This is a genomic window from Pseudoalteromonas sp. S4741 (genome assembly GCF_005886135.1).
GTDB classification, from domain to species: Bacteria; Pseudomonadota; Gammaproteobacteria; order Enterobacterales; family Alteromonadaceae; genus Pseudoalteromonas; species Pseudoalteromonas tetraodonis.
The window spans coordinates 30,699-43,604 of sequence record NZ_PNCN01000031.1 but is presented as its reverse complement, the minus strand read 5'-3'; the positions used below and the strand labels follow the sequence as shown (position 1 = coordinate 43,604).

Genomic DNA, 12,906 nt, shown 5'->3' with positions numbered 1-12,906 from the left:
TCCGAGCAACAATTACAGGTGCTTTACATTATAGATTGTTTAAGATCTGACTCTTTTACTGCTCACTCCCTTCTCTTTGTGCAAACATTTTTAAGTGAATTATTTACAAAGAGGATAAGAGGCGCAGCGCTTTTAGAGGAAAAACACTATGTTGCAAGGTTTACAAAATCTAGCGGCTTTCACCTAATAGCCACATTAATACCAAGCGATTCAATTACACTGTTCTAATCTGACAGCTGACGACTTATAGCTAATAGCGCTTGTTTTCACCCACAAAAAAGCCGCTGTATTTTGCAATACAGCGGCTTTTATTATGCTTACTCTAAAGACTATTAAGCTTTAGCAGCACGACCCGCACGCTTACGCTCACTTTCAGTTAAGTGGCGTTTACGAATACGAATGTTCTCAGGTGTTACTTCTACTAACTCGTCATCATCGATGAACTCAAGCGCTTGCTCAAGTGTGTAGTTCAATGGTGGCGTAAGTGTTTGTGCTTCATCTGTACCAGATGCACGAACGTTAGTAAGCTGCTTACCTTTAAGTGCGTTAACGGTAAGGTCGTTATCACGACTATGAATACCGATAACCATACCTTCGTAAACTTCAACACCGTGACCGATGAATAATTTCCCACGCTCTTGTAAGTTGAATAATGCGTTAGTAAGTGCTTTACCTGTCGCATTTGCAATCATTACACCGTTCTTACGTGCGCCAATAGTACCGCCTTTATGAGGACCGTAATGATCGAATGTGTGGTACATAAGGCCAGAACCAGAAGTAAGCGTCATGAAGTCAGTTTGAAAACCGATTAAACCACGGCTTGGGATCATAAAGTCCATACGCATACGGCCTTTACCATCTGGTGCCATATCAGTAAGTTCCCCCTTACGAAGACCAATTTGCTCCATGATAGAACCTTGGTGCTCTTCTTCACAGTCAATTGTTACTGTTTCATACGGTTCTTCTAATACACCGTCTACTTCACGCAAAATTACTTCTGGACGTGATACAGCTAGCTCGTAACCTTCACGGCGCATGTTCTCGATTAAGATACCAAGGTGTAATTCACCACGGCCAGATACGCGGAAGCTATCTGGGTTATCTGTCTCTTCTACACGAAGTGCAACGTTATGTACAAGCTCGTTTTGTAAACGCTCAAGGATATTACGCGACGTTACAAACTTACCTTCTTTACCAGCAAATGGTGATGTATTTACAGAGAAGGTCATTGTTACTGTAGGCTCATCAACACTTAGTGGAGGTAGTGCTTCAACATTATTAGGCGCACACACTGTGTCTGATATTTTCAGCTCACCAATACCTGTTACTGTTACGATATTACCTGCATAACCACGGTCAGTTTCGATTCGCTCAAGACCTAAATAACTTTGTACTGAACCAATTTTACCGTTACGCGTAGAACCATCAGCGCTGATAATAGTCACTTGTTGGTTAGGAGCAACAGAGCCACGCTTAATACGACCAACACCGATTACACCTTTATAAGAGTTGTAATCAAGCTGAGAGATTTGCATTTGGAAGTCACCTTCAGGATCAGCTTCTGGTGGTGATACTTCGTCAACGATCATTTGGAACATAGGTTCCATGTTGTCAGACGGCTCGTCTAAATCTAATGTAGCCCAACCATTGATTGCTGAAGCGTAGATTACTTTAAAGTCTAACTGTTCGTCAGTTGCACCAAGGTTATCGAATAAATCAAAGATTTGATCCATAACCCAATCAGGACGTGCACCAGGCTTATCAATCTTATTGATAACAACAATTGGCTTTAAGCCTTGTGCGAATGCTTTTTGCGTTACGAAACGCGTTTGTGGCATTGGACCTTCTTGAGCATCAACAAGTAACAATACTGAGTCAGCCATCGAAAGTACGCGTTCAACTTCACCACCAAAATCGGCGTGTCCCGGGGTATCTACGATATTGATATGGTAGTCTTTCCAAGAAATGGCTGTATTTTTGGCCAAAATGGTAATACCACGTTCTTTCTCAATGTCGTTTGAGTCCATCACGCGCTCTTCGTTACCGCCGCGTGTTTCTAATGTACCTGATTGCTCAAGTAGTTTGTCAACCAACGTTGTTTTACCGTGGTCAACGTGCGCGATAATCGCTATATTTCTTAACTGTTCGATGCTCATATTTTTACTCAGAGAAGTTTATTCTCATTGATCCTGCAAGATCTACGCACTCATCTGCGTTTTCACCAGATGTCCCAGCATAGGATTTAAAAGGGCGCATATTATCCCTCATTAATGACATGGATGAAAGTTTATCCAATACAATTTTAAAAACTTTCTTAATACTTTTACTAAGTATCTGTTTTTTATATGACATTTATATGAAATAAATTTCGACAAATTACACAAACTGTCATTTTTTAGCTAATTTGTTAATTGCTTTGGCGCTATTTACTATTTAAGTTAAGCTGATTTAGATGATTAAAATACATGCAAATTTAAGTGTGGATTTTTTGCACCACTATGGACATCTTACGCACCAAAAAAGTGCAATACGCATGACTATTTTTGTGCAGCCATATTTTTTAACTTAATAAACAGTAGGTTAAAATAATGGCATGAAATCGGCTTACTAGTAGCTAAAGCATTTAATGCAGCAATAATAAAACCCAATAGTTGGAGGACACATGTCACAATCGGTTTTAGATTTTATTAAAGAAAATGACGTTAAGTTCATTGATTTACGCTTTACTGACACAAAAGGTAAAGAGCAACATATTTCTATTCCTCACCATCAAGTTGATGAAGACTTTTTTGAAGATGGAAAGATGTTTGACGGTTCTTCAATTGCTGGCTGGAAAGGCATCAACGAATCAGACATGGTGTTATTACCAGATGCAGATTCAATTAAACTTGACCCTTTCACAGAAGAAACAACGCTAATAGTTCGTTGTGACGTGGTTGAACCTTCTACATTACAAGGTTACGAACGCGACCCTCGCTCAGTTGCTAAGCGCGCTGAAGAGTACATGCGCTCTACGGGTATTGCTGACACTGTTTTATTTGGTCCTGAGCCAGAGTTTTTCGTATTTGACGATGTTAAATACAAATCTGACATGTCAGGTTCAATGTATAAAATTGATTCTAAGCAAGCAGCTTGGAACTCAGATAAAGAATATGCAGATGGAAACACAGGCCATCGCCCAGGTGTTAAAGGCGGTTACTTCCCAGTTGCACCTGTTGATGATTTCCAAGATTGGCGTTCTGCAACGTGCCTAGTTTTAGAAGAAATGGGGCAAGTTGTTGAAGCGCATCACCACGAAGTGGCGACTGCCGGTCAAAACGAAATTGCAACGCGTTTTAACACTATGGTGTTAAAGGCCGATGAAATCCAAGAAATGAAATATGTTATCCACAACATGGCTCACCTTTACGGTAAAACGGCAACATTTATGCCTAAACCTATTGTTGGTGATAACGGTTCTGGTATGCACTGTCACCAGTCTTTAGCAAAAGATGGCGTAAACTTATTCGCAGGTGATAAATACGGCGGACTTTCTGAAGATGCACTTTACTACATTGGCGGTATCATCAAACATGCTAAAGCGATCAACGCTTTTGCTAATGCGTCAACTAACTCATACAAACGTTTAGTACCTGGTTTTGAAGCTCCGGTAATGCTTGCATACTCGGCTCGTAACCGTTCGGCATCAATCCGTATTCCAGTTGTGCCATCTGCAAAAGGTCGTCGTATCGAAGTACGCTTCCCAGATCCAACTGCTAACCCATACCTTGCTTTCTCTGCAATGCTTATGGCTGGCCTTGACGGAATTAAAAACAAGATCCACCCTGGCGATGCTATGGACAAGGACTTATACGACTTACCAGCTGAAGAAGCGGCAGAAATTCCAACAGTAGCCTCATCATTAGATGAAGCATTAGCTGCGCTTGATTCAGACCGTGAATTCTTAAACCAAGGTGGTGTATTCACCAATGACCTAATCGATGCTTACATCGCACTTAAGTCAAAAGAAGTTGAAAAACTTAACATGACAACTCACCCAGTTGAGTTCGAAATGTACTACAGCTGTTAATTTATTAACCGATAAAATAATGTGTGTTTTAAGCCCGCTTTGCGGGCTTTTTTTATGGTAAATTTAACGGTTCTACACTAAAGTGAAGTTAGTTTAAACAATGCAGGATAGCTGGATGGTAGGTAAGATTTTGTTGCTATTAATAGCTTTAATGTTAAGCCTTAATAGCCATGCGAGCGATAAAAAAATTTACGCATGGAAAGACAAAAATGGGGTGCTGGTTTTTTCAGATACTCCTCAGCCTGGCGCTAAAGAGGTTAAACTCACGAGCCAACATCTCAGCATGCCCGCTACAAACACCGATATTCTTGATACTGCTCCTACTAAAACAGCAGTAAAGTTTAGTATTAGTATTTCATCGCCTGAACCACAGCAAACTATAAGAGAAAACACCGGCTCTGTGTATGTCTCTACCCGTATTGCCCCTCGATTTGAAGCTGGATTTACCATTGGTTTATTTTTAGATGGCGTTGCCATTGGTGCACCGAGCGATACGACAACACTGGCGCTAAGAGATGTGGAGCGAGGCCAACACACACTGCAAGTTAAACTTTATAATAAACAAAATCAGGTAATTGCAACCAGTCCTGAAAGTGTATTTTTTATGCATCGCAAAGGCCTTAACATAGGTCGATAATTACAATTAAGTACGCGTGTTTAGCGTATATTTTTCTAAAAACCTTGCCTACCTTCCCAGGCGCACTAAAATGGTGCAATGATGATTAATAAAACACATTTTAGCCCAGAGCTACTGAATATAATTTGGCAAAACCAAACCACCGCCCTGATGTTACTTGATGAAAGCTTTCAGCTTATTTACGCTAACACCAGTGCCAGTGAATTACTTGGCTTAGGCGAAAAACGTTTGCTAGGACAAGCATTCGACGATTTATTTAACTACCATTCTATCGACTTAAAACGCATTGCGCAGTACTCGTTAGTTGATGGTGTAGACTGCCACCAGCATAGAGCTGACGTGGTGTTTATCGATTCTCGCCATGCAAAACTAGCGGTGAGTACTCGGCGAATAAAACATAACAACACCTATTATATTTTATTTGAATGTCGACAAACCGATGACGAAATAAAGCACGATCAGGTCTCAAATCAAATGCATCAATACCAAGCTGCACGTAACTTAATTCGCGGTTTGGCCCATGAAATTAAAAACCCGCTGGGTGGAATTCGCGGGGCGGCGCAATTATTGCAGTATGAGGGTGATCAACAAGAAAGAGATCAATGTGCAGAACTGATAATTGAACAAGCCGATCGGTTGCGTGAATTAGTTGATAGACTCCTTGGGCCTAACCAACTACCGCAAAAATCGTATGGCAATATACATCAAACATTAGAGTCGGTTGTTAAACTCAGTACGTTAGATAACAACCGCGATATTCGGTTAGTTAAAGACTACGACCCGAGTATTCCTGATGTTTATATTGATCAGAGCAAAGTTCAACAAGTGGTGCTTAATATTGTGCGTAATGCGCAACAGGCATTGGTAGATGGTGGCGAAATAAAAATAAAAACACGGATTAATTATCAGCATCGTCGTCCGGGCAAAGCCCCTAAAAAGGCATTGCTTATTCAAGTAATGGATAACGGCCCAGGTATTGATGCTAATTTACGCGACACCTTATTTTACCCTATGACCACTAATAAAGAAGGTGGCTCGGGACTTGGATTATCTATAGCGCAAACCTTGATTGATCAGCATGATGGCTATATCGAATGCGATAGTTGGCCAGGACATACTGAATTTAATATTTATCTGCCATTTACAGATTAATACTTTGGAGTTTGCATGAAAACAGCTTGGCTTGTAGATGATGATGCCTCAATTCGCTTTGTACTAGAAAAAGCACTGACTCGCGCAGGGTTTGAAGTAGAAAGCTTTGCAGATGCGCAAAACGTTCTTAATGCACTAAAATTTAGTCAACCCAGTGTGTTAATTTCAGATGTAAGAATGCCGGGGATGGACGGGATGGCGTTACTTGAGCTGATAGCTGAGCAAACCCCTGGCCTACCCGTTATTATTATGACCGCACACTCTGATTTAGACTCAGCGGTTAACGCTTTTCAAAAAGGTGCGTTTGAGTACTTAGCTAAACCGTTTGATTTAAATGAAGCCGTTGCGCTAGTGGAAAGCGCCTATCGTGCTAATTCGACCAAAAAAACCAAACGAAAAAGCGCGCCCCCCAAAAGCGCTCATATTATTGGCGAAGCCCCTGCTATGCAGGAAGTGTTTCGTGCTATAGGCAAACTCTCAGCATCGAGTATGAGCGTACTCATCAATGGTGAATCAGGTACCGGTAAAGAGTTGGTTGCCAGCGCCTTGCACAATCATAGCCCGCGTAAAGAAAATCAATTTATTGCTCTTAATATGGCCGCTATTCCTAAAGAGTTAGTTGAGTCTGAATTATTTGGCCATGAAAAAGGCGCTTTTACGGGGGCCGATAGCGTGCGTAAAGGGCGCTTTGAACAAGCCAATGGCGGTACTTTATTTTTGGATGAAATAGGTGATATGCCGCTTGATGTACAAACCCGCTTATTACGCGTATTAGCCGATGGCGAGTTTTACCGCGTTGGCGGCCATCAAAGTATAAAAGTGGATGTGCGCATTATTGCCGCCACTCACCAAAATTTAGAAGAGTTGGTAAAACAAGGTAAGTTTAGAGATGACTTATTTCATCGTTTAAACGTGGTTCGTTTACGCTTGCCAGCTCTTCGCGAGCGCCCCGAAGACATAGAACGCTTAGCGCTACACTTTTTACATAAAAGTGCAAAAGACCTGCAAGTAGATAGTAAAGTACTTAGCCCTAAAGCGATTAAACAACTGTGTTTATTTAATTGGCCAGGAAATGTTCGCCAGCTTGAAAACACCTGTCGATGGTTAACCGTAATGGCACCTGGGGAGCTGATTGGTGAGCAAGATTTACCCCCTGAAATTATTGATAATGCCGCCGCAACTCAAGAAGGCGATTGGCTAGATTCATTTCAGCAATGGCTTAATCAAGAGTTTAAACAAGGTAAAGAAAATATTTGGCCGGATATTCAAGCCCAGCTAGAAACCCGCTTAATAAAAACAGCACTCGCTAATTGTTCAGGCCATAAGCAAGAAGCCGCGGTAAAAATTGGTTGGGGTCGCAATACGTTGACCCGTAAATTAAAAGAGCGCAATATTAGCTGATATTTTATAAGGCTAGCGCCCTAGGTTATTGATGAAGTTAATTGAAAACATCCCTTTGTTTAAGCAAATGGAAATTATAAATCGCTTAGAATTCTTTAAAGAGTTCACGCTTAATGAACGTCAAATTCTTTTAGAGTCGTTTGGATTATTATACTTAGTAAGTAAAAATCAGTTTTTATTTAAAGAGTTTGATAATGACAAGCGACTGTTTATTGTCCTCAGTGGCTCCTTGATGGTGTTTAAGCATAATCACCTTCTAGAGCTAGGCACCATAGAACCTGGTGAATTTATAGGTGAAGGCGCGTTTATTAATAACCGAGAGCGCAGCATTAATGCACGCGCCAAAGAAAATGCTATCGTACTGGCTATTACAGCCGATGCCCTTACCCGCCTACCTAATGTTATACGCGAAAAAATTAAAGACCGTATTATTGAAGGAATGAGCCTGCGCATAGCTAAACTAAGCGAGCATATAGAAACCCACGGTTAAATCAGTCCATATAAACAATTTGTAGTGAACAATCAAGCCAACCGGGGGTGTTAACGCTTGCGATAAATGTGTAGGTATCTGACGGCTTGGCGCCAAAGGGGGTATTTACAAGCGGCTGCGAATGACTGTATGTTTGCGAATAGTCTTTATAATAAACAACAACATAACCATATAAATATTCCCAACTTAGCCTCACGATTGCGCCACTTGGTAATGTAAACTCAACAGCTTCATTTGCAAATTTGACTGCTAAACCATTGTATTTATCTTCGCTGCAATGAGTTGTTCTCAGCTGTTTAGGCATAACAAAATTTCTATTGGCATCAGCATTTTTTATATAAAAGCCTATATTGCCATTACCATAAAAATGATTTGAACGACTTGTATAATTAACTTGTGGCGCGTACCCTAGCTCTTGCATTATAGCTGCAAGTTGCTCCGTCTCTTTGGGGTAAATTTTATCGCTTGAGAGTAGTAATGTGGCCTCACCAAAATCTGATGGGATTGCTAGTTCTACATATTCATAGGGAAGAGTTTGTGCATTTAGTGCAGCATCTAGCTGGTTGCGCTGTTCACTTTGCAAGTTTTCAATAAAAACATAAACAGTAGGTCGCTGGCACGCAGCTAATAAAAACACCAACATACATATTAAAATTCCATTTTTCATTATCACCCCAAATGATTACAAGTGTAGTCTATAAGGAGGACTTAAAATGGCAATTTAATTTATTTGGTTATTTAACCATGCATCAACACTCTGGCGATTATAAAGTACTTCATTAAATAAACGATGTCGTTCAAATACCAGCTCGCTTTGTTTGGTTTTAAGCCCGCTGACTAACTGACTGTGGGTGTCATTAAACTTGGAGATAACTGAAAAACCACGTTTAGTGTCTTCTTGTACCTGCTGAGCCAAATGCTTTCTAACATCATCAGCAGTTAACATATCTGAATTATCTAAGCCCATTAGCTCTTTTTTCATCGCTAATCTTATGCCCATGTTTTACTCCACTGTTTATATTCAATTTCTTTTTACGACAGATATTGGCAATAAGCGCGCCAATGTGTAATTTTTTCACGCGAAGTGTAGTCTTGAATTACTTCAGTTTTTTTAAAGACAAATGAAAGAGGTAAAAAGTTTCATAAAAAATGCACAATCATCGCATCTAACAAACGCACTTTGGTGCAAAATAACCAGCTAGCATTTATACTACAGCTAATGCCCCCCACAGAGAAACATGATGAACGAAGAGTATATAGAAATTGAATTAGAAGAAGAGCCTATAGAGCTTTGTAAATTATTAAAAGTATTAGATCTAGTTGAAGGTGGCGGCCAAGCAAAAAATCTAATTAGCGGTGGCTATGTGGGTGTTAACCATGAAATTTGTACAATTAAACGGAAAAAATTATACAGTGGCGATGTTCTTACATTTGATGGCGAGTTGTTCCAACTGACGCTAAGTGAAGATGCTACTCCAGCAGAACGTCCTGTTATTGATGAATCAATTGTTGCAGAAAAAGCCGCGCCCGTAGCAACAACAGAGCCGGCTAAAAATAAGCGCAAACGTACTAAAAAACCTAAAGTGGATGAAAAAACGGGTCGTCGTCCTATTTCGTTTGGCTAACATTCGCTTACGTCACATGTGTTATTAAAAGCCAGTTTGCATCACTGGCTTTTTTATTCTTTAATAGAATATCAATAATAAAAAATCGATGTTTACATGTCAGAAAACACTGCAAACCGCTGGATAAAACCCGTACTCATCACCGCCCTGTTATGGAATATATTAGGTGTTTTTGCATTTAGCATGCAGCTATTATTAACACCCGAAATGGTAAGTAAACTCCCACAAGAACAACAACTTGCATATAACAGCCAACCTCTATGGGCTACTTTAGCGTTTGCTATTGCAGTATTTGGCGGCGCATTAGGGTGTGTACTTCTATTATTCAAAAAGTCACTGGCCACATTAACATTAATAATCTCTTTGGCAGCGGTTTTAGCTCAGCAATATTATAATTTTTTGATTATTAATAGCATCAGCTTGTTTGGCGTTAGCGCTATTTTTATGCCTATTGCAGTGACCTTAATTGCGATTGCATTGGTGTATTTAAGTTTCCACTTAAAACAACAGGACTACTTTAAATAACACTTTTTTAAGTTTAGTTTTGTGGCCAATTATTACTCAGAGCATCCCTTGAATTTTAACTTTTGGCCTTCATCTCTATTTATATAACAGTCAAGAAAATTACACTGCATGGTATTTTTATCATGGTACACAGTTTGCAAACTACTACAGAGGTCACTTTTTCAAGAATATCAATCTAATTTATTGAAGGGACAAATAATGAAAAATAGTTTCGACACCCAACAACAGCTTACTATCAATGGCGAGCAATATCATATTAACTCGCTCATGGGACTTGGCGATAAAGCCAAACGCCTGCCTTTTTCGTTAAAAATATTACTAGAAAATTTATTGCGTAATGAAGATGGTGTGAATATTAAAGAGCAAGATATTCAGGCACTACTAGATTGGGATCCAAAGGCTAAGCCCTCGGCCGAAGTAGCCTTTACCCCTGCCCGCGTAGTAATGCAAGATTTTACCGGTGTCCCTGCTATTGTTGACTTAGCCGCCATGCGTGATGCGATGGAAAAACTTGGTGGCGATCCTGCAAAAATAAACCCGCTTTCTCCGGCTGAACTGGTGATCGATCACTCAGTACAAGTGGATGGTTACGGTAAAGATGGCTCATTCGACTTAAATTCAAAACTAGAGTATGAACGTAATAAAGAGCGCTACGAGTTTTTACGTTGGGGTCAAACCGCATTTGATAATTTAAAAGTAGTGCCACCAGCCACAGGTATTGTCCATCAAGTAAATTTAGAATACTTAGCACGTGTAGTGTTCAATGATAAAAAAAACGGTAAATCGTTAGCCTATCCAGATACACTGGTTGGTACTGATTCTCACACAACCATGATCAACGGCCTAGGCGTACTCGGTTGGGGTGTAGGCGGTATTGAAGCAGAAGCCGCCATGCTTGGCCAACCTATTAGCCTACTTATTCCTCAGGTCGTTGGCGTTAAATTAAATGGCCGCTTACCTGAGGGCACTACAGCAACCGATTTAGTACTTACTGTAACTGAAATGCTGCGTAACCACGGTGTGGTAGGTAAGTTTGTTGAGTTCTATGGTGACGGGCTTGCCGACTTACCACTGGCCGACAGAGCGACTATTGCTAACATGGCACCGGAATATGGCGCAACCTGTGGTATTTTCCCTATTGATGATGAAACGATTAATTACTTACGCTTAACTAATCGCGATGAAAAGCAGCTTAAACTGATTGAAGATTACGCAAAACATCAAGGTTTATGGCGTAATGATGGCGATGAAGCACATTATACCGATAAGCTAGAACTAACTTTAGATGATGTAGTACCAAGTCTTGCTGGCCCGAAACGTCCACAAGACAAAATCACACTGGATAAAGCCGGTGATGTTATTGGTCAACACTTAAAAGACTTCCAAGACGAACGTATGGCACGTCGAGATAAAAGCGATGAAGAGCAAGCGCGTATTGAAAGTGAAGGCCCTACTACCAACCCTGACGAACCCACTGATGAAGCGCAGTTTATGGGCGCAGCAAAAGTTAACTTTAATGGCCAAGAGTTTGAATTAAACGATGGCGCCTGCGTCATTGCTGCAATCACAAGCTGTACTAATACCTCTAATCCAAGCGTAATTTTAGCGGCAGGATTAGTGGCTCAAAAAGCACGTCAATTAGGTATTAATGTAAAACCTTGGGTTAAAACGTCTTTAGCACCAGGTTCGCAGGTGGTTACCGATTACCTTGAAAAAGCAGGGTTAATGGATGATCTTGATGCGCTTGGTTTTAACTTAGTTGGTTATGGCTGTACCACCTGTATTGGTAACTCTGGTCCATTAGCGGATGAAATTTCAGAAGCTATTCAAAAGCATAAACTAATTGTAAGCTCTATTTTGTCGGGTAACCGTAACTTTGAAGGGCGTATTCACCAAGACGTTAAAATGAACTTCCTCGCGTCGCCCCCACTTGTAGTAGCTTATGCTATAGCAGGTAGAACCGATATTGATGTATACAACGAACCACTTGCGCAAGACGAAAATGGTAACGATATATACCTTAAAAATATTTGGCCAAGCGTTAAAGAAGTGAGTGAGCTTGTAAAAAATACGGTAACTAAAGAAATGTTCGAAAAAAGCTACGCTAATGTTTACGATGGCGACAGTCGCTGGCAAAAAATTCAAATACCTGATGGTAAGCTTTACGATTGGGATGCTGCCTCGACTTATATCAAAAAAGCGCCATTCTTTGATGGTATGAGTGTTGAACCACCGGGGATCCCAAAAATAGAAGGTGCGCGCTGTCTAGCTAAACTAGGCGATTCAGTGACTACCGATCATATTTCACCAGCAGGTGCGATTAAAGCGGAGGCACCCGCAGGACTTTATCTACAAGAAAATGGGGTAGAGAAAGCACAGTTTAATTCTTATGGTTCTCGCCGTGGTAATCACGAAGTGATGATGCGCGGTACATTTGCTAATGTGCGCCTTAAAAACTTACTCGCCCCCGGTACTGAGGGCGGTGTAACCCGCACTCAACCCGACGATAAACTAGAAAGTATTTATGATGCGGCAATGGCATATCAAGAAAGTGAAACGCCACTCATAGTTCTGGCTGGTAAAGAATATGGTACCGGCTCCTCACGAGATTGGGCTGCAAAAGGCTCATTACTACTCGGTATTAAAGCTGTGATAGCACAAAGCTATGAGCGTATTCACCGCTCGAACCTGATTGGTATGGGCGTATTACCTTTACAATTTAAAGAGGGTGAAAGCCATGAGTCATTGGGCTTAACGGGGCAAGAACAATTTGATATTCAAGGATTATACGACAAAACCGACGAAGTCAGTGTCATTGCCACTAACAGTGAAGGTAAACAAGTTAGTTTTAGTGCCGATGTGCGTATTGATACCCCTAAAGAGTGGGATTACTACAAACATGGCGGGATTTTGCAGTACGTATTACGCAATATGCTCGACTAACTAGCCATTAAACAATGGTAGCTTAAAAGCCTAGCTCAGCAATGAGCTGGGCTTTTTTACATTC

At 40.7% G+C, this 12,906-nt stretch carries 11 protein-coding genes; 8 read left to right on the top strand and 3 right to left on the bottom strand.

Features of this window, described 5'->3' with window-relative positions; genetic code table 11:
• Positions 1-332: 332 nt before the first annotated feature.
• On the bottom strand, positions 333-2,156 hold the full coding sequence (gene typA / locus CWC30_RS05450) for a translational GTPase TypA (protein ID WP_138626625.1): 1,824 nt from the start codon (positions 2,154-2,156) through the stop codon (positions 333-335).
• A gap of 506 nt (positions 2,157-2,662) precedes the next feature.
• On the opposite strand from typA, the gene glnA reads away from it, so the two are divergent.
• The 5 genes from glnA to CWC30_RS05425 all read left to right on the top strand — a co-directional run bounded on the left by glnA (position 2,663) and on the right by CWC30_RS05425 (position 7,749).
• Entirely contained in the window at positions 2,663-4,069 is a 1,407-nt protein-coding gene (gene glnA, locus CWC30_RS05445; RefSeq protein ID WP_138626624.1) for a glutamate--ammonia ligase, read from the top strand.
• A gap of 115 nt (positions 4,070-4,184) precedes the next feature.
• Complete coding sequence (locus CWC30_RS05440; RefSeq protein WP_138626623.1) at positions 4,185-4,706, top strand: DUF4124 domain-containing protein; 522 nt, start codon at positions 4,185-4,187, stop codon at positions 4,704-4,706.
• Positions 4,707-4,787: 81 nt separating this feature from the next.
• Complete coding sequence (gene glnL / locus CWC30_RS05435; RefSeq protein WP_069440219.1) at positions 4,788-5,858, top strand: nitrogen regulation protein NR(II); 1,071 nt, start codon at positions 4,788-4,790, stop codon at positions 5,856-5,858.
• Between the two features lie 15 nt (positions 5,859-5,873).
• Complete coding sequence (gene ntrC, locus CWC30_RS05430) at positions 5,874-7,259, top strand: nitrogen regulation protein NR(I) (RefSeq protein WP_010391999.1); 1,386 nt, start codon at positions 5,874-5,876, stop codon at positions 7,257-7,259.
• A 31-nt stretch (positions 7,260-7,290) separates the two neighbouring features.
• Positions 7,291-7,749, top strand: coding sequence for a Crp/Fnr family transcriptional regulator (locus tag CWC30_RS05425; RefSeq protein ID WP_036980927.1), 459 nt, complete (start codon positions 7,291-7,293; stop codon positions 7,747-7,749).
• Between the two features lies 1 nt (position 7,750).
• Here the strand turns inward: CWC30_RS05425 and CWC30_RS05420 are convergent, their stop codons facing one another.
• A complete protein-coding gene (locus CWC30_RS05420) occupies positions 7,751-8,416 on the bottom strand; it encodes a hypothetical protein (protein WP_138626622.1) in 666 nt (221 codons plus the stop codon).
• Positions 8,417-8,470: 54 nt separating this feature from the next.
• A complete protein-coding gene (locus tag CWC30_RS05415) occupies positions 8,471-8,749 on the bottom strand; it encodes a hypothetical protein (RefSeq protein ID WP_036980922.1) in 279 nt (92 codons plus the stop codon).
• A gap of 241 nt (positions 8,750-8,990) precedes the next feature.
• Here CWC30_RS05415 and CWC30_RS05410 point away from each other — a divergent pair, with 241 nt between their 5' ends.
• From CWC30_RS05410 to acnA, 3 genes are all read left to right on the top strand, one after another.
• Positions 8,991-9,374, top strand: coding sequence for an RNA-binding S4 domain-containing protein (locus CWC30_RS05410; protein WP_138626642.1), 384 nt, complete (start codon positions 8,991-8,993; stop codon positions 9,372-9,374).
• Positions 9,375-9,470: 96 nt separating this feature from the next.
• A complete protein-coding gene (locus CWC30_RS05405) occupies positions 9,471-9,899 on the top strand; it encodes a hypothetical protein (RefSeq protein ID WP_138626621.1) in 429 nt (142 codons plus the stop codon).
• A gap of 198 nt (positions 9,900-10,097) precedes the next feature.
• Positions 10,098-12,842, top strand: a complete 2,745-nt coding sequence (acnA, locus tag CWC30_RS05400; RefSeq protein ID WP_138626620.1) for an aconitate hydratase AcnA — start codon at positions 10,098-10,100, stop codon at positions 12,840-12,842.
• The last annotated feature ends 64 nt before the right edge of the window (positions 12,843-12,906 follow it).